The organism is Blastococcus sp. TF02A-30 (assembly GCF_003319185.1).
GTDB lineage: Bacteria > Actinomycetota > Actinomycetes > Mycobacteriales > Geodermatophilaceae > Blastococcus.
Genome location: NZ_QOHJ01000006.1, coordinates 59,010 through 82,046, shown reverse-complemented (window position 1 = coordinate 82,046; position 23,037 = coordinate 59,010). Strand labels below are relative to the sequence as shown.

Genomic DNA, 23,037 nt, shown 5'->3' with positions numbered 1-23,037 from the left:
GTGACGCTCGAGGTGCTGCGGCTGGGCCTGGTCGACTACGAGGAGGCGTGGGCGCGCCAGCGCGAGCTGCACGCCCGGGTCGTGGACGGCAGCGCCCCCGACACGCTGCTCCTGCTGGAGCACCCGCCGGTCTACACCGCGGGCAAGCGCACCGAGCCGCACGAGCGCCCCTTCGACGGCACGCCGGTGGTCGACGTCGACCGCGGCGGCAAGATCACCTGGCACGGCCCGGGGCAGCTGGTCGGCTACCCGATCGTCCGGCTGCCCGACCCGGTCGACGTGGTCGCGCACGTCCGCCGGCTGGAGAGCGCGCTGATCGACGTGTGCGCCGGCGTGGGCCTGGCCACCGAGCGGGTCGAGGGCCGCAGCGGCGTCTGGGTGCGCGCCGACCGGCGCGGCCCCGACCGCAAGGTCGCGGCGATCGGCGTCCGGGTCGCGCGCGGGGTGACCATGCACGGCTTCGCGCTGAACTGCGACCCCGACATGGCCGCCTTCGCGAACATGATCCCGTGCGGCATCGTCGACGCCGGTGCCACCTCGCTGACCACCGAGCTGGGGCGCGACGTCCCGGTGGCCGAGGTGGTCGATGCGGTCGAGGCCGGCATGCGTGCCGTGCTGACCGGCACCCCTGTCAGCTGAGCCGGCGGGACCACACCGACATCTGCCCGGCCGGCTCGAAGCCGAGGGCCTGGTTCACCGCCACCATCGGGGTGTTGCTCTCCGCGTTGTAGGTGGTGATCCGCCGCACCTGCGGCAGCTGGGCGGCCAGCTCCCGCAGCACCGCGGCCTTGACCCGCGCGCCGAGCCGGTGCCCCCGGTGCTCGCGGAGCACCAGCGTGGCGCCCTGCTGGGCCCGCTCGGGGCGGTCGAGCGGCACGTGCAGGTCGGTGAAGGCGACCAGCCGGCCGTCGCGGACCGCCCCGGCGGAGAGGACGGTGCGTCCCCGCGCCAGGACCGCCGCCTCGTGCTCCCGGACGCGGTCGGCGTCCCACCGCTCCTCCCCCACCGGCAGGTCGCCGTGCGGTGCGTCGGTGCTCATCCGCTGCTCCAGCAGCGCCCGGTCCGCCAGCAGGGCGTCGGGGGTGCGGTCCCGCCAGGACACGACCTCGTAGCCGTGGCCCGCCGCCCGGGCCTCCGCCTCGAGCGCGGCCAGCCGCCCCTCGTCGACCGGGAGCACCAGGTCGCGGCGGGTCTCCAGCAGGTCGCAGGACCAGCCGTGGTGCTCGGCGAACGCGCGGCCCGCCGTGCCCGGCCCCGGCTCGTCGAGCTCGGCGATCAGCTCGTCGCGGCCGTGCGCCGCCGCGATCCGCCCCGCCTCGGCGAGCAGCGCGCTGCCCACCCCCCGCCTCCGGTGGGCCGGCTGCACCGCCACGTCGACGAACGCGACGGTCGGGTTGTCGAGCAGCGGGAGGAGCAGCCGCAGCGCGCCGACGACATCCGCCCCGGCCAGCGCCGCCCGGTGCGTGCCGCCCCGCGACCCACCCGGTTCGACCAGCTGCCGGGCGAGGGCGACGTGGTCGGCCGCCGGGCGGGGCGCCTCATCGGGCCGGTCGGCCACCTGGGCGGCCGACCACACCGCGCACCAGCCGGCGAACAGGTCGTCGTCCGGGCCGACCTCGACCAGGCGGACGGGAGAGCAGGTCACCCCCCCGTCCTACCGGCCGCGGCAACCGCTTTTCCGCGCCGGGCCCGTCCAGAGGCCCGGCCCGAGCCTGCGAGGCGTGAGGGGGACGGGGTCCTTCCTCAGCCGAGGACGAAGTTGACCAGCCGGCCCGGGACGGCGACGACGCGGCGCACGGTGGCGCCCGCCAGGTAGCCGGCGATCTTCTCGTCGGCGCGGGCCGCCGCCTCCAGGGCCGCGGCGTCGGCGTCGGCCGGCACGGACACCTGCGACCGCACCTTGCCGTTGACCTGGACGGCGACCTGCACCGTGTCCTCCACCAGCCAGCGCTGCTCCGCCTCCGGGAACGGCGCCCACGCCACGGAGCCGTCGTGGCCCAGCCGCGACCACAGCTCCTCGGCCAGGTGCGGCGCCAGCGGGGCGACCATCAGCACCAGCGGCTCGGCGACCGACCGCGGCACCGGCTGCTCGGCGCCGTAGGCCTGGGTCAGGTGGTTGGTCAGCTCGGTGATGCGGGCGATCGCGATGTTGAACCGCAGCGTCGCGTAGCCGTCGCGGACGCCGTCGATCGCCTTGTGCAGCGCGCGCAGCGTCTCCTCGGCCGGCTCGACGTCGTCCGCGGCCCGGACGGCGCCGGAGACCTCCTCGACGACGACCCGCCAGATCCGCTGGAGCAGCCGCTGCGAGCCGACGACGGCCTTGGTCTCCCACGGCCGCGACTGCTCCAGCGGGCCGGTCGACATCTCGTACACGCGGAAGGTGTCGGCGCCGTACGCACCGATCATCTCGTCCGGCGTGACCATGTTCTTCAGGCTCTTGCCGATCTTCCCGTACTCGCGGTTGACCGGCTGGCCCTCGTGGAAGAACCGCCCGTCCTTCTCCACGACGTCGGCCGCCGGCACGTAGAAGCCGCGCGCGTCGGTGTAGGCGTAGGCGGAGATGTAGCCCTGGTTGACCAGCCGCCGGAACGGTTCCTCGCTGGACACGTAGCCCAGGTCGAAGAGCACCTTGTGCCAGAACCGCGCGTACAGCAGGTGCAGCACCGCGTGCTCGACGCCACCGACGTACAGGTCGACGCCGCCGGTGTCCCCGGGCTCGCGCGGGCCCATCCAGTAGCGCTCCAGCTCGGGGGCGACCATCCGCTCGTCGTCGCCCGGGTCCAGGTAGCGCAGGTAGTACCAGCAGGAGCCGGCCCAGTTGGGCATCGTGTTCGTCTCGCGGCGGTACTTCTTCGGCCCGTCGCCCAGGTCCAGCTCGACCGTCGTCCAGTCGGTGGCGCGCGACAGCGGCGGCTCCGGGGAGGAGTCGGCGTCGTCGTCGGCGAAGGTCTTCGGCGAGTAGTCGTCGACCTCGGGCAGCAGCACCGGCAGCGCGGACTCCGGGACGGCGACCGGGCGGTCGTCCTCGTCGTAGACGATCGGGAACGGCTCGCCCCAGTAGCGCTGCCGGCTGAACAGCCAGTCGCGCAGCTTGTAGGTGGTGGTCGCCTCGCCGGCGCCCTTGCCGACCAGCCACTCGGTGACCTTCGCGATCGCCGTCGCCTTGTCCAGGCCGTCCAGCGAGATCTCGTCGTTGGCCGAGTTGATCATCCGGCCGGGGCCGGTCCAGGCGCCGCTGTCCTCGTCGAAACCCTCGGGCCGCTCGACCGTGGGCACGATGTCCAGGCCGAACTCCTTCGCGAACTCCCAGTCGCGCTGGTCCTCACCGGGCACCGCCATGATCGCGCCGGTGCCGTAGCCGGTCAGCACGTAGTCGGCGATGAACACCGGCAGCTCCCGGCCGTTGACCGGGTTGACGGCGGTGACGCCCAGCCACACGCCGGTCTTCTCGCGGCCGGTGTCCTGGCGGTCCAGCTCCGAGCGGCGGGAGGCCTGCCGCTGGTACTCGCGCACCGCCTCGGCCGGCGTCGCCGCGCCGCCGGTCCAGCGGGGGTCGGTGCCGGACGGCCAGGCGGCCGCGGTCAGGCTCTCGACCAGCGGGTGCTCCGGCGCCAGCACCACGTAGGTGGCGCCGAACAGGGTGTCGGGGCGGGTGGTGAACACCTCGACGGTCTCACCGGCGCAGGCGAACCTGATCTTGGCGCCGGTCGAGCGGCCGATCCAGTTGCGCTGCATCAGCTTCAGCGAGTCCGACCAGTCCAGCCGGTCCAGGTCGGCCAGCAGCCGGTCGGCGTAGGCGGTGATCCGCATCATCCACTGCTTCAGGGGACGCCGGAACACGGGGAAGTTGCCGCGCTCCGACCGGCCGTCGGGCGTGACCTCCTCGTTGGACAGCACGGTGCCCAGGCCCGGGCACCAGTTCACCGGCGCCTCGTGCAGGTAGGCCAGCCGGTGGGCGTCGACGACCCGGCCCTTCTCGGCCTCGTCCAGCTCCGCCCAGGGGCGGCCGGTCGGGTTCGTGCCGGGAGCGGGCTCGCGGGTGCCGGCGTCCAGCTCGGCGACCAGCTCGTCGATCCGGCGCGCCCTGCCCTGCGCCTCGTCGAACCAGGAGCCGAAGATCTGCAGGAAGATCCACTGGGTCCACTTGTAGTAGCCCGGGTCGATCGTGGCGAAGGTCCGGCGCTGGTCGTGGTCCACGCCCAGCCGGCGCAGCTGCGCCTTGATCGCGGCGATGTTCGCCTCGGTGGTGATCCGCGGGTGCTGCCCGGTCTGCACGGCGTACTGCTCGGCGGGCAGGCCGAAGGCGTCGTAGCCCATCGGGTGCAGCACGTTGTCGCCGTCCATGCGGCGGAACCGGCTGGTGACGTCGGTGCCCAGGTAGCCCAGCGGGTGGCCGACGTGCAGCCCCGCACCCGAGGGGTACGGGAACATGTCCATCGCGAAGAACTTCGGGCGGTCGGCGACCTTCTCGAAGCCCTCGCTCAGCCGGCCGGTCGGGTTGGGCGTGTGGAACGTGCCCTCGGCCTCCCACCGGTCCTGCCAGGCGAGCTCGATCTGCTGGGCCAGGGCGGGCGTGTAGCGGTGAGGGGGGACGTCCCCCGTCGGCTGCTCGACGCTGGGCTGGTCGGCCGTCTGGCTCATCGTTCGTGCTCCCGGGGACTGGTACCGGCGGCGGACATCAAAAAACCCCTCACGCAGGAGGGGTCGCCGTGCTGACAGGTGGTCTGGGGGTCAGCACGGCCTGGCAAGCAGGAGCCGCCTGGTCACGCCGGTGATCCTACTCCGACGGGCCCGCCGCCGGTCGCCGGGCGCAGCGGCCGCCCAGCGGCGCCGTCACCCGTCGGAGCGTGATCCGGGCCACGCCGCCCTCCGGTCGCGGGCCGGACCCGCCGATGACCTCCGTGTGAGGACCGACCGGCCGACGGCAGCGCGCGCGGGCACCGCCCCGTCGTCGCGCGCCCTGCTGGTCCTCACGATCCTGTCCGTCGGGCTGTTCGCCACCGGCGTCGGCCCGAGGCCGGCCGGCCTCGGCTGGGACCGGCTCTACGACGCCGGCCTCTACAACCTCGCCTACCTGCCGGCCGCGGCGCTGTGCTGGTGCGCCGCCCGTCGCGTGCCCCGCGAGCGGCTCGCCTGGCGCGCGCTGGCCGTGTCGCTGCTGCTCAGCGCCTCGGCGAACGCGCTCCGCACGCTGTCCACGGGGGTCGACGGCGGCGGCACCTCGCCGTGGTTCGTGGTCGACGTCCTCTCGCTGATCGCCTACCTGACCCTGTACGTGACCATGGTCGGGCTGATCCGGGCCCGGGTGGCGCGGTTCCACCCGAGCATGTGGCTCGACGGCGTGATCGGCGCCCTCGGCGCGACCGCCGTCGGGGTCGCCTTCCTCGTCGGGCCCTACCTGCACCCCGCCGACGGCCGCGACGCCGTGCCGCTGGTCCAGATGGCCCTGCCGGTCACCGACGTCCTCCTGCTCGGCCTGCTCGTGGCCGTGGGGTCGATCCTCGGTGTGCGCCTGGACCGCACGCTGCTGCTGGTCACCGCCGCCATGGGCGCCGTCATGGTCGGCGACGTCGTGCTGTTCGCCCGCACCGCCGCCGGCACGTACGTGGACGGCGGCCCGCTGGAGCTCTTCTGGCTCATCGGCATCTGCCTGGTCGGCCTGGGCGCCCACCTGGCCCGGCCGCGCCCGCGGCCGGCCGAGCAGGACGGCCGGACCCGGCTGGGCTGGCGGCTGCTGGCCCTGCCGCTGACCTGCAACGTCGCCAGCCTGCTGGTGCTCGCGCTGGGCTGGGGCGACCGGCTGCCCGTGGCCGCGGCCTGGCTGGCCATCGGCTGCGTGCTCGCCGCGATCGCCCGCACGGCCGTGACCTTCGGCGAGGTCCGCGCCTTCAACGAGGTCCGGCAGCAGGCGCGCACCGACGAGCTCACCGGCCTGGCCAACCGCCGCGCGCTGCTGGACCGCGCCGAGCGGGTGCTCGCCGTCGCCGACGCACGCCGTCCGGCGGCGCTGCTGCTGCTGGACCTGGACGGGTTCAAGGAGGTCAACGACAGCCTGGGGCACACCGCGGGTGACCAGCTCCTGGCCCAGATCGGGCCGCGGCTGGAGCCGGCGCTGCGACCGGGCGAGCTCCTGGCCCGGCTCGGAGGCGACGAGTTCGCCGTCCTGCTGCCCGAGGCGTCGCTCGCCGACGCGCAGGACCGGGCGGAACGGTTGCGCAAGCTGCTGCTCCAGCCGTTCGCCGTGGAGGGCATCCGGCTGCACGTCGGGGTCAGCATCGGCGTGGCGACCGCGCCCGTGCCGGCCGCCACGGTGCAGGAGATGCTGCGCTGCGCCGACGTCGCGATGTACGCGGCCAAGGCCGCCCGGGAGGGCGTCCACGTCTACGTCCCCGATCCGCACGGCGGTACCGGCGACCGGCTGCGGACCATGGAGGAGCTCCGGACGGCGCTGGCGAGCGAGGACCAGCTGCTGGTCCACCTGCAGCCGCAGGTCGCCCTGGCCGACGGCGCCGTCGTCGGCGTCGAGGCCCTCGTCCGGTGGCAGCACCCGGTGCGCGGCCTCCTGTCCCCCGCCGACCTCCTGCCCGCGGCCGAGCAGGCCGGACTGCTCCGCGCGCTGACCGACACGGTGCTGGAGCTGGCGCTCACGGCGGCCGAGAGCTGGTGGGCCGACCGGCGGGTGCCGGTCTCGGTCAACCTCGCGGCCGCGAACGTCAACGACCTGGACCTGCCGGGCAAGGTGGCCGCGGCGCTGCAGCGGCACGGCCTGCCCGCGGCCGCGCTCACCCTGGAGCTGGTCGAGGACACCCTCATGGCCGATCCGGAGCGCGGCCGCCAGGTGCTGGCCGAGCTGCGCCGGCTGGGCGTGCGCACCTCGATCGACGACTACGGCACCGGCTACAGCTCGCTGGCCTACCTCCGGCACCTGCCCGCCGACGAGCTGAAGCTCGACCGCAGCCTGTCGGTCGACGTCCACCGCGACCCCCGCGCTGCGGCGATCGTGCGGCACACCGCCGCGCTCGCCCGCGACCTGGGGCTGAGCCTGGTGGTCGAGGGCGTCGAGGACGCCGCGACCGCCGCGGCGCTGGCCCGTCTCGGCTGCGACGCCGTCCAGGGTTACGGGATCGCGCGGCCCATGCCGGTGGCCGACTTCCTCACCTGGCTGTCCACCCCCCGCCCGTCGCTGCTCCAGGACGCGCGGGGCTGATCCTCACACCGGCAGCGCGGCCCGCCGGTCGGGACGCGGGGTGCCCGCCAGAGCGGAGAGCTTCAGCCACCGGGGCAGCGCCCGCCGGGCCTGCGGCTCGCCGTGCAGGACCAGGTCACCGGAGCGCAGGGCGCCGGCCCAGTCGACGTCGCCGCGCCACAGCCGGGTCAGCGTCCGCAGGCCCGCCTCGACCGTGACCCGCGGCGGGTCCCCGGGGTCGGCGTCGCACACGTCCACGCCGTCCCCGGTGACGACGATCCACCAGCACCGGGCCGGTCCCGCGACGTCGGGGAAGACGAAGGCGATCACCGTCCGCCCGTCGGGGACGGCCTCGGTGTCGACGTTCCGGTGGATGTCCCACAGCAGCAGGTGCGGGTCCAGGTCCGCGTCGCCGAGCTCCGGGATCCAGCGGATCCCCCACCGGCCGACCGCCTCCACGATCGGCTCCAGCTCGCGGCCGGACTCGGTCAGCCGGTAGCTCACCCGGTTGCCGTCGACCCAGCGCTCGACCACGCCGGCCCGCACCAGCGTGTGCAGCCGCTTGGACAGCAGCGCCGGGGACATGCGCGGCACGCCCCGGCGCAGGGCGTTGAAGTGCCGGCTGCCGAGCATCAGCTCGCGGACGACGAGCAGGGTCCACCGCTCGTCGAGCAGCTCCATCGCCTTGGCCACGGGGCAGAACTGGCCGTACTGCGAGGGCATGCCGCACCTCCCCTCGGCCGGATGGCTCGACCGTAGGACCGGGCTCGCCCCGCGGGAAGGCCCGTCGGCCCGCGGTGCGGCCGGAGCGGTACAGATCGAGAACTGGGAGCGGGCGCACGGGAGCGGGACCGTCGTCGCATCCCGTTCCCCTCCCCTCCGGAGGTCCCGATGACCACGACCACCTCCACCCCCGGCATCCCCGCGCAGGCGGGTGCGCCCGCCCCGCCGTCGCTGGCCGACACGGCGCCGAAGCTGCTCTCCCTGATAGCCGGCTACGTCGGGCACCGCACCGTCGCGATGGGCCTGCGCGCCGGCCTCCTGCGGCAGCTGGCCGACCGGCCGGGCGGCTCTCCCGACGACCTGGCCGACGCGCTCGGCCTGGACCCCGTCTACGTCGCCGTGTGGTGCCGTGCCGCGTTCGGCGCGGGCGTCCTCGAGCGCACCGGCGGCGGCTACCGCCTGGCCGACCACATGGCCACGCTGCTGCTCGACGACGGCTCGCCGGCGTTCGTCGGTGGCGTGTTCGGCGTCTGCGAGGCGCCGGAGATGTTCGGCCGGTTCGAGGCGTCCCTGGCCTCCGGCGAGCGCATGTGGTGGGAGGACACCAGCCCGGACTGGATCGCCGCCGTCGCCGGCACCGGGACGCCGTTCTACACGCGGCTGGTGCCCGGCGGCCTGGAGCGCGTGCCCGGGTTGGCCGAGCGGCTCACCGCGGGGTGCACCGTCGTGGACACGGCGTGCGGCTCGGGCGTGGGCGCGATCCGGCTCGCGACCACCTACCCCCGGTGCGCGGTCGTCGGCGTGGACGGCGACGCGCACTCGATCGACCGGGCCCGCGACCGCGTCGCGGCCGCCGGCGTCGACGACCGCGTCACCCTCGTGCACAGCGCGCTCGAGGACATGGCGGTCGAGGACGTGGCGCTCGACGAGCCGGCAGCCCTGGTGGTCAACAACATCTCGATGCACGAGTGCCGCGACATCGACCGGGTCACCGAGAACGTCCGCGCCGTCCTGGAGCCGGGTGGGTGGTTCGTGATCTCGGACTTCCCCTTCCCCGACACCGACGAGGGCCTGCGCAGCGTCCCGGGCCGGATCATGAGCGGCATCCAGTTCTTCGAGGCGCAGATCGACGACCAGCTCCTCCCCCGCGCCGCGTACGACGACCTGCTCGGCCGGCACGGGTTCACCGACCTCGGGACGGCGCAGCTCACGCCGATGCACGCCCTGACCTGGGGCCGTCGAACGTGAGGCGGAGGTGGCGCCTTGACCGAGCCGGGGCGCCACCTGCCGGGAGCGCACCTACCCCTGGCCGACGGGGACGCTGCGCTCCCGCCACCACCGGGCGATGTGCGTGCGCGCGGACCGGTAGTGCGCCGCGGTCGCCGAGTTGACGTAGGCCGCCAGGTCGGAGCTGCCCGTGAAGGACAGGTGCCGGCGCTCGAACAGCTCGTCCTCGCTCATCCCGTCGAACAGCGCGAGGAGCGAGTCGTGGACCTCCCGGAAGTCGCGCTCCACGTCCTCCAGCGGCCGGTCGGCGTACCGCCGCCGGATCTCGGCGTTGAGCTCCGGCAGGTGGTTCCACCCCCAGCGCTCGCTGGGCACCGCAGGGGTCCCGCCGGCGCGGGCCTCCAGGTACCAGGCGGTGAGCATCCGGCCCCACTCGGCGCGGTGTGCCAGGAAGTCCTTCACGCTCATCCCGTCGGTCACCTCGAGCAGCTCGTCCTCGGGCGGGATCCGAGCGAGCAGGTCGTCCAGCTTCGCCCGCTCGCGCACGATCTCGTCCCGCAGCTGCTGCTTCGTGGTGAACCGGCCCACGGGCTGATCGTGACCACCTCGCCGACGGCGGGGCAGGGACGGAGGTCCCGTCCGTCGATGCCGGTCAGCCCAGCTGGGGCGCCACCTCCGCAGCGACGAGGTCCAGGTGGTCGAGGTCGGACAGGTCCAGCACCTGCAGGTACACGCGCTGGGCGCCCGCCTCGGCGTAGCGGCCGATCGTGTCGACCGCCTCGGCCGGCGTCCCGGCGACGCCGTGCTCGCGCAGCTCGTCCACGTCGCGACCGATCGCCGCGGCGCGGCGGGCGAGCTCGGCCTCGTCCCTGCCCACGCAGAGCACCAGAGCCGAGCTGTACACGAGGGACGACGGGTCGCGCCCGGCCTCGTCGCAGGCATCGCGGACTCCGGCGAACAACCGGGCGTTCTCCTCGGCCGACATGAACGGCACGTTGAACTCGGCGGCGTAGCGAGCGGCCAGCCGCGGGGTCCGCTTCCTGCCCCCGCCGCCGATCAGCACCGGGATGCCGCCGTCCTGCACCGGCTTGGGCAGCGCCGGCGAGCCGGACAGCTGGTAGTACCGGCCGTCGAAGTCGAACGTCTCCCCCAGCGGCGTGCCCCACAGCCCGGTGATGACGGCGAGCTGCTCCTCGTAGCGGTCGAACCGCTCGCCCAGCGGCGGGAACGGGATGCCGTAGGCGGTGTGCTCCTCGGCGAACCAGCCCGAGCCGATGCCGAACTCCACCCGGCCACCGCTCATCTGGTCCACCTGGGCGACCGAGATCGCCAGCGGCCCGGGCAGCCGGAAGGTGCCGGCGGTCATCAGCGTGCCCAGCCGGATCCGGCTGGTCTCCCGGGCCAGGCCGGCGAGGGTGAGCCAGGCGTCGGTCGGGCCGGGCAGGCCGTCGCCGCCCATCGTCAGGTAGTGGTCGGACCGGAAGAAGGCGTCGAAGCCGGTCTCCTCGGTGCGCCTGGCGACCGCGAGCAGGTCGTCGTAGGTGGCGCCCATCTGGGGTTCGGTGAAGATCCGGAGCTGCACGCCCGAACGCTAGCGAGGCGCAGGTCACTCGGCTGATCTCGGGGTGTGCTCATCCGCGTGAGCGGGCAGGATGGCCCGAGACGATCTAGTGGAGGTGCAGCTCGTGTTCCGCAAGAAGACGCGCGGTCAGGTCATCGGCGCCGAGCTCCAGGAGGGTTTCGCCCACATCGGGGTGGCGGCCACGCAGGCCGGTCACCTCGCGGCCGAGCAGCTCGGCCCCCGGCTCGAAGCCGCCCAGAAGGCGGTCGCCCCCAAGATCGCCGCGGCCGCGGCGGTCGCCGCACCGGCCGTGGCCACGGCCCGGGACACCCTCGCTCCCCGGGTGGACGCGGCACGCGAGGCGCTGGTCCCGCGGGTGGAGGCCGCTCGCGAGGCGGCCGCCCCCAAGGTCGCCGCCGCCGTCGTCGCCGGGAAGGCCGCCGCCAGCAAGGCGGCGACGGACCTGGCTCCGCGGGTGGAGGCGGCCCAGAAGGCAGCTCAGAAGGCACTGCGCGAGGACGTCGTCCCGCGCCTGGACGCGGCGCAGACCGCCGCCCTGGCCTACGCGACGCCGCGCGTCGCGGCCGCCCGCGACGCCGTCGGCCCGGCGCTGGACAGCGCTCGCGAGACCCTGCTGGCCGGGGTCGACAGCGCGCGCAGCGAGCTCGACGCCCGCCGCGCCGAGCTGGCCGCCGCCGCTGCCGAGTCGACCCGCCGCGCACGCAGGTCGGCCAAGAAGGCACGCAAGGCGGCGGGGAAGAAGCGGCGCGAGTTCGAGAAGAAGGCCGCCGTCACCGCCAAGCAGGTGAAGCGGAAGACCGGCATCGAGAAGGAGCCGCGTCGCTGGCCGTGGGTGTTCGTGTTCGCCGCGGCGGGTACGGCCGTCTTCGTCCTGATCCGGCGCTCGAAGGGCACCGACTGGACTCCCGCACCCGCCGGTGACGGCCCGGTGCCCAGCTACCGAGAGGATCCCGTGCCCAGCTCCCCGAGCACCGAAGGCAAGACGGTCTCCACCGCCGACCAGTCCGGCGACGCCGCGCCCAACGAGTCCGACATGGGCGTCCGCGACGCCCAGCTGGTGGAGGGCGACGGCCCCGACACCGCCACCGTCAACGGCACCGACGCGCCCGAGCCGTTCACCAGCGGCGGCAACGCCACCGGTGAGGGGCCGACGGCCGGCCCCGACGACAAGCAGGTCTGATCCACCCGACCGTGCTCCACGCCGCAGCCCCCGTCGCCCGCGCGACGGGGGCTGCGTCGTCCGCGCGGGTACCGTGGAGATCATGAGCGAGACGGCCCCCTCGATCCCCTCCCCCGACGCGCGGATCGAGCCGGCCGGACGGAAACTCCTGCGCCTCGAGGTGCGCAACGCCCAGGTCCCGATCGAGCGCAAGCCCGACTGGATCAAGACCCGGCTCAAGACCGGGCCCGAGTACACCGAGCTGAAGTCGCTGGTCCGCCGCGAGGGGCTGCACACGGTGTGCGAGGAGGCCGGCTGCCCCAACATCTACGAGTGCTGGGAGGACCGGGAGGCCACCTTCCTCATCGGTGGCGACCAGTGCACCCGGCGCTGCGACTTCTGCCAGATCGACACCGGCAAGCCGGCCGACTACGACGTGGACGAGCCGCGGCGCGTGGCCGAGAGCGTGGCCACCATGGGCCTGAAGTACGCCACGGTCACCGGCGTCGCCCGCGACGACCTGCCCGACGGCGGCGCCTGGCTCTACGCCGAGACGGTGCGCCAGATCCACGCCGCTCTCCCGGGCTGCGGCGTCGAGCTGCTGATCCCGGACTTCAACGCCGACCCCGAGCAGCTGGCGGAGGTCTTCTCCTCCCGGCCCGAGGTGCTCGCGCACAACGTCGAGACCGTGCCGCGCATCTTCAAGCGGATCCGCCCGGGGTTCCGGTTCGAGCGCTCGCTGGCCGTCATCACCGCCGCCCGCGAGGCCGGGCTGGTCACCAAGTCCAACCTGATCCTCGGCATGGGCGAGGAGCCCGACGAGGTCCGCGAGACGATGCAGGCGCTGCACGACGCCGGCTGCGACCTGCTCACCATCACCCAGTACCTGCGGCCCTCGCCGCGGCACCACCCCGTCGTCCGGTGGGTCAAGCCCGACGAGTTCGTCGGCTTCCAGCAGGACGCCGAGGAGATCGGCTTCCCGGGGGTGCTGGCCGGTCCGCTGGTCCGCAGCTCCTACCGCGCCGGCCGCCTGTATCAGCAGGCCATCGCGGCCCGGGGCCTCACTCCTACGGTCTGATCCGCGGGCGCGTCGCCGGAGCGCTCGGGCCACGCCCCTATCCTGGGAGCCATGGCACGCAGCAAGCCCGGGGACGCGGGCAAGGCGCTGAAGCTGGACAAGAACGGCCAGCCCAAGGTCGGCCGGTTCAAGAAGCTCGGCAACAACGTCCGCCTGATCAAGCAGGCGTACTCGCTGACGCGGAAGAACGACCCGAAGCTGCCGTGGATCATGCTCATCGCCTTCGTGGCGGTGGCCGCGGTCGTGGAGCTGCTGGGCATCCTGCTCAGCCTGCCGCTGGTCTTCATCCCGGTGGCGATCCTGTTCGGCGCCCTCGCCGCGCTGATCGTCTTCGGCCGCCGGGCGCAGGGCTCGGCCTACCGGCAGGTCGAGGGCCAGCCGGGTGCCGCGGCCTGGGTGCTCGACGGCATGCGCGGTGACTGGCGGGTCTCCGCGGGCGTCGCAGGAACCCGCGAGCTCGACGCCGTCCACCGCGTGCTCGGCCGCCCCGGGGTCATCCTGGTCGGCGAGGGGTCGCCGGCCCGCGTGCGCGGCATGATCGCCCAGGAGAAGAAGCGGATCGCCCGGGTCGTCGGCGACACCCCCATCTACGACGTCGTCGTCGGTGACGGCGAGGGCCAGATCCCGCTGCCCAAGCTCAGCTCGCACATCATGAAGCTGCCCCGCAACATCTCGGCGGCCGAGCTGAACGCCCTCGCCCGGCGGGTGTCCGCCCTCGGCGGGCAGCGCATGCCGGTGCCCGGCGGTCCCATGCCGGGCGGGCGGCAGATGAGCGTCAGCCAGCGGCAGGTCCGCCGACGCGGCTGAACGGCTCCGCGTAGCGGAACGTGCCGCCGGACGGCCGGCCGGTCAGCTGCCGGGCCTGGAAGTGCTCGCCCCACCGCGGATCGGGAGCGCCGACGCCGAGGTCCGCGGCGGCGCGGAACCCGAAGCGCCGGTAGTAGCCGGGCGCGCCGAGCAGCGCGACCAGCCCTTCGTCGCAGGCCTCGGCCACCGCGAGCAGCGCGTGCACCAGGCAGCTGCCCACGCCGTTCCGCTGCTCGGCGGGGAGCACGCCCAGCGGCCCGAGGCCCAGCGCCGGGGCGCCGGTCGGTTCCAGCCACCCCCGAGTGGCCATCACGTGCCCGGCCAGGACGCCGTCCCGCACGGCGACGAGCGAGAGGTGCCGCAGGAAGCCGGAGTCCTCGCGGAGCTCGTCCACGAGCCGCGCTTCGGGGACGTCCGCCGGCGCACGCACCGCGCCGGTGAGCGGATCGCGGGCGAACGCCGCCCGGTGCAGCGCCCGGACGGCATCGTGGTCGGCCGGCTGCTCGCGGCGGATGATCACGGCCCGCAGTGTGCGAGCAGGCCCGCCGCGCGTCCACCGGAATCAGGTGCCGGGCCCCCACCCGACGCGCATGCTCCGGTGGTGCCCGATCCGAACAGCGGCGAGCCCGCGTTCACCCCGCTCGACGTCCCCCGCCCGATCGCGCCGGGCGAACAGGACCTGCTCACGTACCTGGTCGCCGCAGTCGCCACCCCGTCGCCGGCGCGACCAGCCGAGGTCGTCGTCGTGGGCACGTGCCGGTGCGGTTGCTCGTCGGTGCAGCTGCAGGCGCCCCCGCTGCCGGGGCTCCCGGGGCACCGGGCCGTCGGGGCGACCGGTCGGGGACCCGCCGGTCGGGCGGTCGACGTCGTCCTGCACCTCGTCGACGGACGGCTGCACGAACTGGAGATCTTCGACCCGGCGGCGGGCGAGGGGGCAGCCGTGGACCCGGCGGCCGTGACGGACCTCGGCAGACCGGGGCCGCGCTGAGACGGGCTCAGGCGCGGACGACGGCGGTCCCGGTCAGCCGGTCGTGCAGCCCGCGGCCGTCGGCGTCGACGATCAGCGCGGGCACCAGGACCATGAGCAGCGCGGTGCGGACGACTGCCCGCCAGGGGGCGAGCCTGGCCTGCGGGTGCGGGTGGGCCAGGCGCAGCCCGAACAGCCGCATGCCCGGCGTCTGCCCGAACAGCACGAGGGTGACCACGGTGACCAGCGCGAACGACAGCAGGCTCCAGTTCCGCGGCAGCTCCGGTGCGGTGAACAGCCCGGCGACGAGCGCGGAACCGACCGCGTCGACCAGGAACGCGCCGATCCGGGTGCTGAAGCCGCCGAGCGACCCTGGTCCCTCCGCGGGGAGCCCCAGGGAGGCGCCGCGGACGCGCTCCTGAGAGGGTGGCTGCGCATCCCTGACCATGGAGCCAGGGTAGTCAGAGGTCCGCTGCTCCCCCGCGCGCCGGCGCGTGCCGGGGGCCGGCAGTGGTCCACGACACGCCGGGCCGCTTGTTACCGCCCCGAAACACTCGGGACATTGGGGGGCAACTCCCCGCTCGTAGCGTCCCGGTCGGCTGTTCGCCCAACACCGGAGGATCGATGTTCACCAGTCCCGACGAGGTCGCCGCCTACATCCGCGACAACGACGTCGAGTACGTCGACGTGCGCTTCTGCGATCTGCCCGGCGTCATGCAGCACTTCACCATCCCGGCGTCGACCTTCGGCGAGGACACCTTCTCCGAGGGCCTGGGCTTCGACGGGTCCTCGATCCGCGGCTTCCAGGCGATCAACGAGTCGGACATGCTGCTGCTGCCCGACGCCAACAGCGCCTTCGTGGACCCGTTCCGCAAGCACAAGACGCTGAACATCAACTTCTTCATCCACGACCCGATCACGCGCGAGGCCTACAGCCGCGACCCGCGGAACGTGGCGAAGAAGGCCGAGGCGTACCTGGCCAGCTCGGGCATCGCCGACACCGCCTACTTCGGCCCCGAGGCGGAGTTCTACATCTTCGACTCGATCCGGCACTCGACCGGCATCAACGAGGGCTACTACCACATCGACTCGGTCGAGGGCTCCTGGAACTCCGGCGCCCTGGCCGGCGAGAACGGCCTCGGCCCGAACCTCGGCTACAAGACCCGCGCCAAGGGCGGCTACTTCCCGGTCGAGCCCTACGACCACTACAGCGACCTGCGCTCGACGATGATGACCAACCTGACCAACGCGGGCCTCGAGCTCGAGCGCGGTCACCACGAGGTCGGCACCGGCGGCCAGGCCGAGATCAACTACAAGTTCGACACGCTGCTGCGGTCGGCCGACAGCCTGATGCTGTTCAAGTACATCATCAAGAACACGGCCTGGCAGGCGGGCAAGACCGCCACCTTCATGCCCAAGCCGCTGTTCGGCGACAACGGCTCCGGCATGCACTGCCACCAGAGCCTCTGGAAGGACGGCGAGCCGCTCTTCCACGCCGAGACCGGCTACGCGGGCCTGTCGGACACCGCCCGCCACTACATCGGCGGCCTCCTGGCCCACGCCCCGTCGCTGCTGGCCTTCACCAACCCGACGGTCAACAGCTACCACCGCCTGGTGCCCGGCTACGAGGCACCGATCAACCTCGTCTACTCCGCCCGCAACCGCTCGGCCTGCTGCCGGATCCCGATCTCGGGTGACAGCCCCAAGGCCAAGCGCATCGAGTTCCGCGTGCCCGACCCGTCGGCCAACCCCTACCTCGCCTTCTCGGCGATGCTCATGGCCGGCCTCGACGGCATCAAGAACAAGATCGAGCCGCCGGCGCCGGTGGACAAGGACCTCTACGAGCTCCCGCCGGAGGAGGCCCTCGGCATCGAGAAGGTCCCGGCCTCGCTCGACGCCGTCCTGGACAACCTCGAGACCGACCACGAGTACCTCGTCGACGGCGGCGTGTTCACGCCCGACCTGATCGAGACGTGGATCGAGTACAAGCGGGAGCACGAGATCGACCCGATCCGCCTGCGCCCGCACCCGCACGAGTTCGCCATGTACTACGACATCTGATCGCGCCTGCCCATCGCGGCCCCCGACCTGCTCGTCAGGTCGGGGGCCGCGATGCGTCCGGGGGGCGAGCAAGGTCACCGGATGGACGCCCCGCGTTCCCCCGGCCGGCGGGCGTGCGCTCGTAGACTGGAGGTGCGCCCGCGAGGCCGGTCCGGCGACGACGCCGACCACAGCGCGGCCCGGGTGCCCACCGCAGACCTGAACACCCGAGCACATCCAGGAGTCAATTCATCATGACGTCATCACGACTCACCGCCGACATGCACGCCGACTACGTGCGCAAGGTGAACTCGGTCCTCGAGGCCGGCCAGGACGAGCTCGCGCACGAGCTCGCCGACACCTTCGCCGCCGAGGCGTCCGGCACGCAGCCGGCCCGCCGTGCGGCCGGCCGCCGCTCGCCGGTCCGGAGCGACCGCCGTCGCCCCACCCGGCGGCTGGGCCACCTGACCCGCCGGTCGTGGGAGCGGTTCGACAGCTACACGCTCGACGTCTTCAACGCCGGCACGCCCTACCGGGGCAGCGACCGCTCCGCCTGACCGGACCGGGGCTCAGAACCGGTCGGCGACGGCTCCGGCCACCGTCCACGCACCGACCGCGGTCACCTCGCCCTCAGCCGTAACGGGCGACGAACGTGGCCAGGATCCGGCCGGGCTCCGTGACGACCGCGGTCCGGATGCCGTCCACCAGCTCCGACAGCTCCCCCGGGTCGAAGTAGCCGGCGTGCTGGTAGACGTGCACGCGGGTGATCAGGCCGGGCACGTCGAGCTCCGGGTGGAACTGGGTGGCGTACACGTTGCGCCCGACCCGGAACATCTGCACCGGGCAGCCCGCCGAACCGGCCAGGAGGGTCGCCGACGGGGGTAGCACCCGGCATGCCTCCTTGTGCCCGACGAACGCCTCGAACTCCGCGGGCATCCCCGCCAGCAGCGGATCGACGAGCCCTTCGGGCGTCAACCGCACGCGGACCGCGGAGATCGGCTCGCCGTAGGTGCGGTCGACCACGCCACCCTGGTGCGTGCCGAGCGTCCCGATGCCGTAGCAGGCGCCGAGGAAGGGCACGTCGCGGGCGACCACCTCGTCCAGCAGCCGGGCGAGGTCGGCCTCCACCCGGCGCTGGACCGCCGACTTCTCCGCGTCCGGATCGCTGGAGTTGAACGGGCCGCCGCCCAGCACGATGCCGGCGTAGCGGTCCAGCTCGAGGTCGGGCAGCGGGCCGCGCTCGAGCCGGATGCGGCGCAGCTCGTGCTCCTCCAATCCGGTGCACCGGAGGAAGGAGCCGTACTCCTCCTCGGCGGCGAGGTCCTCGGCGCGGGAGGACAGGAGGAGGAAGGGCCGCACGGGCGGATGGTAGGTGGGGGCCTTCCTCCTCGTGCAGGACGTCCGGCGCAACCTTGCCGGCGCGAGCCCGCCGGCTGCGGAGTGCTGCAACTCGCCTGGACCGGGCCAGGGCGCCGCTGCTCGCCCGTCCACCCGCAACCCGGCGCACCGGTCGGGTGATCGCGCCCCGTCCGACCCCCGCCTAGCATCACCGACCGTGAGCGTGGAGGCACCGGTGACCCGCGAGGACGTCCTCGCGCCACCCGCCGGCACGCCGCTGCGCACACCTCTGCCTCACCCGTTGGTCCGCCGACTCGACGGAGCACCACGGGCAGCCCTCGCCGGGTTCGCGCTGATCGCCGTCCACCTGCTGCTGCGGGGATGGGTCGCGGCGCGCGGCGGCCTGGGCCAGGACGAGCTCGTCCTCATCGGGCGGACGGCCACGACACCGCTGACGGCCGACGTGCTCCTCGACGGGTACGAGGGGCGCTTCCTGCCCGCCGGCATCCTCCTCACCGACGCACTCACCCGGCTGTCCCCGCTGGACCCGGTTCCCTTCGCCGCGGTGAACCTGCTGTTCCAGACCGCGGCGGCGCTGGCGGTCTGGCGGCTGCTGCGGTTGCTGCTGGGTGCGCGCCCGGTCGCCCTGCTGCCGCTCGTCGTCTACCTCTTCGCCCCGCTGGCGCTCCCCGCGTCGTCCGCCTGGGCGAGCGCGGTGACGACCGTGCCGCTCGTGGCCGGCCTGGCGTGGGTGTGCGGCGACGCCGTGCAGCTGGTGCGCACCGGCCGCGCCCGGCACGCGGTCAGCGGCACCCTCGTGCTCGCGCTCACCTTCGCCTTCGCCGAGAAGGCGCTGGTCATCCCGGTCGTGGCCCTCGCCACGGCCGCTGTCGTGCAGCGCCAGGACGGCGCCCCCCGGCCCCTCCTGGCGGCGCTGCGCTCCGGCCGGTGGCTGTGGGCCGCCGGTGCCGCGGTGGTCGGGACGTGGTGGTGGTTCTGGTCAGCGGCGATGGGCCCCCTGCTCGTGGAGCCCGAGCGTTCCGGGCTGGTGTCCACCGCCGTGGAGGCCGTCCGCCTGCGGCTGGTCGACGGCGTGCTCACCACCCTCGTCGGCGGCCCCCTGTTCTGGCTCGAGCGCGGCCCCTGGGTGGATCCGCCGACGGTCCTCGTCACCGTCGCCGCCGTCGCCCTCGCCGCCGCGGTGGGCGGGAGCGCCTGGCGGCGGCAGGGCACCGGCGTGATCTGGTGGCTGCTCGCCGGGTACGTCGTCGGCGGTGCGCTGCTGATGGTGTCCACCAGGCTGACCTCGACCGCACCGGCCGGGCTCGCACTGGGCCTGCGCGACTACCCCGAGACCACCCTGGTCGTGGCCGTCGGGCTCGCGCTGGTCCTCCGGGCGCCGCCCCGGACCGGCCTCCGCCGCCTCCTGACCAGCACCGAGCGTCGCGACGCCGCGGTCGTCGTCACCGCGCTGTTCGTCGGGCTCAGCACCTGGTCGACGGTCGCGTACGACCGGGCGTGGGACACCGACGGCACCGCCGAGTACCTGGACACCGCGCGCGCATCCCTGGCCGGGTACGGCCGCCCAATCCTGGATGCCCCCGTGCCGAGCGACGTGGTGTGGGGCCCGGCTGCGCCGTACAACCGGATCTCGCGCGTCTTCGCCGCCACCGGCGTCGCGGTCACGAAGGTCACCGACGACCTCGCGGTCCTCGACGACACCGGGCGGCTGGTCCCTGGACGCGTCACCGACGTCCGCGTCCTCCCCGCGGGGCCGGTCCCGGGCTGCGGCCACATCGCGGAGGGCGGGCGCCCGGTCACCATCCCCGTGGCACCCGACATCATGGCCGGTGCCTGGACGGTGCAGCTCAACTACCTGGCCAGCCAGGACGGGATGCTCGAGGTCTCCTTCGACCAGGGGGAGCCGCTACCGGTCCCGGTGCGGTCGGGGGCGCACACCGTCTACGCGTCCCTCGTCGGCGGTGGGGGGAGCCTGCAGGTCATCGGCACGACGCAGCAGCTGTCCGTCTGCATCGACTCCGGCGTCGTCGGCCTGGTCGAGATCGACGGCTGACCTTCACCCGGTGCGCTTGCGCACCGCCCGGGTGGCGATCGCCCGGATACGGGACACCTGCCCGGACAGGACCCGGTCGAGCACCCGGTTCACCGGCGTCACCTCGCCCAGCCGGGCCGCACCCGCCCAGCGCGGGACGGCGACCGTCCGCGAGCGGGGTGCGTCCAGGCAGGAGACCACCTGCGCGGCCACCCGGTCGGGGTCGATCCCGCGGGACAACCGGCCGCGCGCGTCGTCGTCCGACACCGGCGGGCTGCCGTGCCCCCGGGCCAGCCACTCGGTGCGCACGAAGAACGGGTTCACCGTGTGCACCCGCACCCCGCGGGCCGTCACCTCCCGGCGCAGGCCCTTCACGAAGCCGTCCAGCCCCGCCTTGGTCGCGGAGTAGACGGTCAGCGGCGGCACCCGCGCCCAGGCCGCCACCGACGACAGCGCGACGACGTCGGCCCGCCCGTGCTCCCGCGCCGCGGCGAGGAGGTGCGGCAGCGCCAGCCGCGTCAGATCGATCGCTCCGGTGAGGTTGAGCGCGACGAGCTCCTCCACCCGCTCCCCCGGCATGTCCTCGACCAGCCCGGCCCAGCCCTGCCCCGCGTTGAGCACCACGGCGTCCAGCCGGCCGTGGTCGGCGAGCACCCGGTCCACGAGCCGCTGCCTGTCCTCGCCCCGGGTCAGGTCGGCGACCACCGCCGTGACCCCCGGCAGGCCGCCGACCGCCTCGGCCAGCCGGACGCCGGACCGGGCGCAGGTGACCACCCGGGCACCGGTCTCCGCCACCCGCGCGACCGCCGCCCGGCCGATGCCGGCGCTACCGCCGGTGACGAGGACGACGCGGCTGCTGCGATCGGGCATGCCGCGTTCCTACCCACGGGGGACATCACATGCGTCCAGGCATAGCCGCCCGGCTGCTGGGCATGATCGCGACCATGCACCTCCCCCAGCCCCGGGGCCCGCTCAGCGCCTCCCTGGTCGCCGACCTGACCAGCCGGTCCACGCTGTCCGCCCGCACCCTCGAGTGCGCGGCCCGTCTCGCGGAGGCGCCGACCGCGCCGCTGACCGACGAGGACCTGCAGCTGACGCTGGCGATCTGCTACGAGCTGCACTACCAGGGCTTCGACGAGGTCTCCGACGACTGGGAGTGGGATCCGCAGCTGCTGCGGCTGCGTGCCTCGCTCGAGCGGCTGCACCTCGGCGCCCTGCACGCCCTGGTCGGCGAGGTGCCGGTCACCGACGAGCCGGTCGACGTCCAGCTCGCCACCGCGATCGCCGCCGACGACGGGCCCTCGCTGTCGAGCTACATGGCCAAGCAGGGCACCCTCGAGCAGTGGCGGGAGTACCTCACCCTCCGCTCCGTGTACCACCTCAAGGAGGCCGACCCGCACACCTTCGCCATCCCCCGGCTGGCCGGGCGGGCGAAGGCGGCGATGGTCGAGATCCAGGCCGACGAGTACGGCGGCGGCTCGGCGGAGCGGATGCACAGCCGGCTGTTCGCCGACCTCATGCACGACCTGGACCTCGACCCGCGCTACGGGGCGTTGTGGGACGACGCGCCGGCCGCGGCGTTCACGTCGGTCAACACCATGTCGCTGTTCGGGCTGCACCGCCGCTGGCGCGGCGCCGCCCTCGGCCACCTCGCGGTCGTGGAGATGACCTCCTCGGAGCCCAGCCGCCGGTACTCCGCGGGGCTGCGCCGGCTCGGCTACGACGAGCGGACGACGGTCTTCTACGACGAGCACGTGGAGGCCGACGCCGTGCACGAGCAGATCGCCTCGGTGGACATGTGCGGGTCCCTCGTCGCCGACGACCCCGCCCTGCTGCCCGACGTCCTCTTCGGCGCCCGCTGCTCGCTGGCGATGGACGGGCTGGCCGCCCGGCACCTGCTGGGCGCGTGGGAGGCCGGCCGCTCGGCGTTGCGCCGGCAGCCCGCGCTCGCCGCCTGATCAGCGTCGGACGCCGGCCACCGGCTCCGGGACCGCCGCCTCGTCGCGGCTGCCCCGGGTGACGGCCCAGCCGAACGCCGCCGCGACCGGGAACATGAGCACCCCGTAGACGGCGGCCGGGACGGCCAGCTCGACGCTGTCCAGCACGCTGATCGCCACGGCGATGGCCAGCGTGCTGTTGTGCACCCCGATCTCGAACGCACCGGCGACCGCCTGCCGCCGGACGATGCCCAGGGCGCGCGGGACGACGAAGCCGAGGGTCAGGCTCACCAGGCAGAACAGCAGCGCCGGGAGGCCGACGTCCCGCAGGTAGTCGCCGACGTTCTCCCGTTCCGCGAGGATCGTCCCGACGATGACCAGCGCGAGGACCGCGGCCGAGAGCACCCGCACGGGCCGGTCCATCCGGTCGGCGAAGGCCGGCGAACGGCGCCGGACGAGCATGCCGAGGGCGACGGGCACGAGGACGACCGCGAAGACCTGCACCGTCTTGCCGAACTGCAGGCCCAGGCTGCCGCCGTCGGCCGGGTCGAACCAGCCGATCGCCAGGTTCGTGACCACCGGCAGGGTGATCACGGCGACCAGCGAGTTCACCGCCGTGAGGGTGACGTTGAGCGCGACGTCCCCGCGGAACAGGTGGCTGAACAGGTTGGCCGTCGTCCCGCCCGGCGAAGCGGCGAGGAGCAGCATGCCGACGGCGAGCACCGGCGGCAGGTCGAAGGCGAGCACGATGCCGACGCACACGGCCGGCAGCACGAGCAGCTGCAGCGCGAGCGCGACGGCCACCGCCCGGGGCTGCCGGCCCACGCGGGCGAAGTCGCCCACGGTCAGGGACAGGCCCAGCCCGAGCATGACGACGGCCAGCGCGGCCGGCAGGGCGACGGTGCTCAGGGCTGAGTCCACGCGGTCCTCCGTTCGGGGC

The 23,037-nt window shown here is 74.1% G+C and carries 21 protein-coding genes; 11 read left to right on the top strand and 10 right to left on the bottom strand.

Annotation, left to right across the window (positions count from 1 at the left end; genetic code table 11):
- Complete coding sequence (lipB, locus tag DQ241_RS14320) at window positions 1-639, top strand: lipoyl(octanoyl) transferase LipB (protein ID WP_233492443.1); 639 nt, start codon at window positions 1-3, stop codon at window positions 637-639.
- On the opposite strand, the gene DQ241_RS14315 is transcribed toward lipB, so the two are convergent.
- Together DQ241_RS14315 and leuS are read right to left on the bottom strand one after the other, a co-directional pair.
- Window positions 632-1,645: a GNAT family N-acetyltransferase gene (locus tag DQ241_RS14315; protein WP_113830881.1), complete on the bottom strand. Its 1,014-nt coding sequence runs from the start codon at window positions 1,643-1,645 to the stop codon at window positions 632-634. The genes lipB and DQ241_RS14315 overlap by 8 nt on opposite strands.
- Window positions 1,646-1,743: 98 nt before the next feature.
- Complete coding sequence (leuS, locus tag DQ241_RS14310) at window positions 1,744-4,641, bottom strand: leucine--tRNA ligase (RefSeq protein ID WP_113830880.1); 2,898 nt, start codon at window positions 4,639-4,641, stop codon at window positions 1,744-1,746.
- Between the two features lie 262 nt (window positions 4,642-4,903).
- Here leuS and DQ241_RS14305 point away from each other — a divergent pair, with 262 nt between their 5' ends.
- Entirely contained in the window at window positions 4,904-7,207 is a 2,304-nt protein-coding gene (locus DQ241_RS14305; RefSeq protein ID WP_113830879.1) for a bifunctional diguanylate cyclase/phosphodiesterase, read from the top strand.
- Window positions 7,208-7,210: 3 nt separating this feature from the next.
- On the opposite strand, the gene DQ241_RS14300 is transcribed toward DQ241_RS14305, so the two are convergent.
- A complete protein-coding gene (locus DQ241_RS14300; protein WP_113830878.1) occupies window positions 7,211-7,909 on the bottom strand; it encodes a helix-turn-helix domain-containing protein in 699 nt (232 codons plus the stop codon).
- Window positions 7,910-8,077: 168 nt separating this feature from the next.
- Between DQ241_RS14300 and DQ241_RS14295 the strand changes: the two genes are divergently transcribed.
- On the top strand, window positions 8,078-9,157 hold the full coding sequence (locus DQ241_RS14295) for a class I SAM-dependent methyltransferase (protein ID WP_113830877.1): 1,080 nt from the start codon (window positions 8,078-8,080) through the stop codon (window positions 9,155-9,157).
- Between the two features lie 51 nt (window positions 9,158-9,208).
- On the opposite strand, the gene DQ241_RS20620 is transcribed toward DQ241_RS14295, so the two are convergent.
- Window positions 9,209-9,724: a ClbS/DfsB family four-helix bundle protein gene (locus tag DQ241_RS20620; RefSeq protein WP_158545941.1), complete on the bottom strand. Its 516-nt coding sequence runs from the start codon at window positions 9,722-9,724 to the stop codon at window positions 9,209-9,211.
- A 64-nt stretch (window positions 9,725-9,788) separates the two neighbouring features.
- Entirely contained in the window at window positions 9,789-10,718 is a 930-nt protein-coding gene (locus DQ241_RS14285; RefSeq protein WP_113830875.1) for an LLM class F420-dependent oxidoreductase, read from the bottom strand.
- A gap of 94 nt (window positions 10,719-10,812) precedes the next feature.
- On the opposite strand from DQ241_RS14285, the gene DQ241_RS14280 reads away from it, so the two are divergent.
- The 3 genes from DQ241_RS14280 to DQ241_RS14270 all read left to right on the top strand — a co-directional run bounded on the left by DQ241_RS14280 (window position 10,813) and on the right by DQ241_RS14270 (window position 13,762).
- Window positions 10,813-11,898: a hypothetical protein gene (locus DQ241_RS14280; protein ID WP_158545940.1), complete on the top strand. Its 1,086-nt coding sequence runs from the start codon at window positions 10,813-10,815 to the stop codon at window positions 11,896-11,898.
- A gap of 82 nt (window positions 11,899-11,980) precedes the next feature.
- Window positions 11,981-12,955 carry a lipoyl synthase gene (gene lipA / locus DQ241_RS14275; RefSeq protein ID WP_113831177.1) on the top strand — a complete coding sequence of 325 codons (975 nt, stop codon included), beginning with the start codon at window positions 11,981-11,983 and terminating at the stop codon, window positions 12,953-12,955.
- A gap of 51 nt (window positions 12,956-13,006) precedes the next feature.
- On the top strand, window positions 13,007-13,762 hold the full coding sequence (locus tag DQ241_RS14270; protein WP_113830873.1) for a DUF4191 domain-containing protein: 756 nt from the start codon (window positions 13,007-13,009) through the stop codon (window positions 13,760-13,762).
- Here the strand turns inward: DQ241_RS14270 and DQ241_RS14265 are convergent.
- Window positions 13,731-14,282: a GNAT family N-acetyltransferase gene (locus DQ241_RS14265; RefSeq protein ID WP_113830872.1), complete on the bottom strand. Its 552-nt coding sequence runs from the start codon at window positions 14,280-14,282 to the stop codon at window positions 13,731-13,733. The two genes, DQ241_RS14270 and DQ241_RS14265, sit on opposite strands and share 32 nt — an antisense overlap.
- An 81-nt stretch (window positions 14,283-14,363) precedes the next feature.
- Here DQ241_RS14265 and DQ241_RS14260 point away from each other — a divergent pair, with 81 nt between their 5' ends.
- On the top strand, window positions 14,364-14,750 hold the full coding sequence (locus DQ241_RS14260) for a hypothetical protein (protein WP_147252384.1): 387 nt from the start codon (window positions 14,364-14,366) through the stop codon (window positions 14,748-14,750).
- A 7-nt stretch (window positions 14,751-14,757) separates the two neighbouring features.
- On the opposite strand, the gene DQ241_RS14255 is transcribed toward DQ241_RS14260, so the two are convergent.
- The gene (locus DQ241_RS14255; protein ID WP_113830870.1) at window positions 14,758-15,177 is read right to left on the bottom strand and encodes an RDD family protein; all 420 of its coding nucleotides are present in this window, start codon (window positions 15,175-15,177) and stop codon (window positions 14,758-14,760) included.
- A gap of 176 nt (window positions 15,178-15,353) precedes the next feature.
- On the opposite strand from DQ241_RS14255, the gene glnA reads away from it, so the two are divergent.
- On the top strand, window positions 15,354-16,790 hold the full coding sequence (gene glnA, locus DQ241_RS14250) for a type I glutamate--ammonia ligase (protein WP_113830869.1): 1,437 nt from the start codon (window positions 15,354-15,356) through the stop codon (window positions 16,788-16,790).
- Between the two features lie 233 nt (window positions 16,791-17,023).
- Window positions 17,024-17,326 (top strand): hypothetical protein, encoded by a 303-nt coding sequence (locus DQ241_RS14245; protein WP_147252383.1) that lies wholly within the window; start codon window positions 17,024-17,026, stop codon window positions 17,324-17,326.
- A gap of 73 nt (window positions 17,327-17,399) precedes the next feature.
- Here the strand turns inward: DQ241_RS14245 and DQ241_RS14240 are convergent, their stop codons facing one another.
- Complete coding sequence (locus DQ241_RS14240; protein ID WP_113830867.1) at window positions 17,400-18,128, bottom strand: glutamine amidotransferase; 729 nt, start codon at window positions 18,126-18,128, stop codon at window positions 17,400-17,402.
- A gap of 196 nt (window positions 18,129-18,324) precedes the next feature.
- On the opposite strand from DQ241_RS14240, the gene DQ241_RS14235 reads away from it, so the two are divergent.
- The gene (locus DQ241_RS14235) at window positions 18,325-20,181 is read left to right on the top strand and encodes a hypothetical protein (RefSeq protein WP_158545939.1); all 1,857 of its coding nucleotides are present in this window, start codon (window positions 18,325-18,327) and stop codon (window positions 20,179-20,181) included.
- A gap of 3 nt (window positions 20,182-20,184) precedes the next feature.
- Here DQ241_RS14235 and DQ241_RS14230 read toward each other — a convergent pair whose 3' ends face one another.
- Window positions 20,185-21,030, bottom strand: a complete 846-nt coding sequence (locus DQ241_RS14230; RefSeq protein WP_113830865.1) for an SDR family oxidoreductase — start codon at window positions 21,028-21,030, stop codon at window positions 20,185-20,187.
- Between the two features lie 29 nt (window positions 21,031-21,059).
- On the opposite strand from DQ241_RS14230, the gene DQ241_RS14225 reads away from it, so the two are divergent.
- Complete coding sequence (locus DQ241_RS14225; RefSeq protein ID WP_233492442.1) at window positions 21,060-22,118, top strand: iron-containing redox enzyme family protein; 1,059 nt, start codon at window positions 21,060-21,062, stop codon at window positions 22,116-22,118.
- On the opposite strand, the gene DQ241_RS14220 is transcribed toward DQ241_RS14225, so the two are convergent.
- On the bottom strand, window positions 22,119-23,018 hold the full coding sequence (locus DQ241_RS14220) for a bile acid:sodium symporter family protein (RefSeq protein ID WP_113830864.1): 900 nt from the start codon (window positions 23,016-23,018) through the stop codon (window positions 22,119-22,121).
- Window positions 23,019-23,037: the final 19 nt, after the last annotated feature.

Excerpts from the sequence above, each read along its gene's own strand:
- glnA (WP_113830869.1), top strand. The coding sequence starts at position 15,354 with ATGTTCACCAGTCCCGACGAGGTCGCCGCCTACATCCGCGACAACGAC.
- DQ241_RS14230 (WP_113830865.1), bottom strand. The coding sequence starts at position 21,030 with ATGCCCGATCGCAGCAGCCGCGTCGTCCTCGTCACCGGCGGTAGCGCC.
- DQ241_RS14300 (WP_113830878.1), bottom strand. The coding sequence starts at position 7,909 with ATGCCCTCGCAGTACGGCCAGTTCTGCCCCGTGGCCAAGGCGATGGAG.
- DQ241_RS14255 (WP_113830870.1), bottom strand. The coding sequence starts at position 15,177 with ATGGTCAGGGATGCGCAGCCACCCTCTCAGGAGCGCGTCCGCGGCGCC.
- DQ241_RS14270 (WP_113830873.1), top strand. The coding sequence starts at position 13,007 with ATGGCACGCAGCAAGCCCGGGGACGCGGGCAAGGCGCTGAAGCTGGAC.
- DQ241_RS14245 (WP_147252383.1), top strand. The coding sequence starts at position 17,024 with ATGACGTCATCACGACTCACCGCCGACATGCACGCCGACTACGTGCGC.
- DQ241_RS14295 (WP_113830877.1), top strand. The coding sequence starts at position 8,078 with ATGACCACGACCACCTCCACCCCCGGCATCCCCGCGCAGGCGGGTGCG.
- leuS (WP_113830880.1), bottom strand. The coding sequence starts at position 4,641 with ATGAGCCAGACGGCCGACCAGCCCAGCGTCGAGCAGCCGACGGGGGAC.
- DQ241_RS14225 (WP_233492442.1), top strand. The coding sequence starts at position 21,060 with ATGCGTCCAGGCATAGCCGCCCGGCTGCTGGGCATGATCGCGACCATG.
- lipA (WP_113831177.1), top strand. The coding sequence starts at position 11,981 with ATGAGCGAGACGGCCCCCTCGATCCCCTCCCCCGACGCGCGGATCGAG.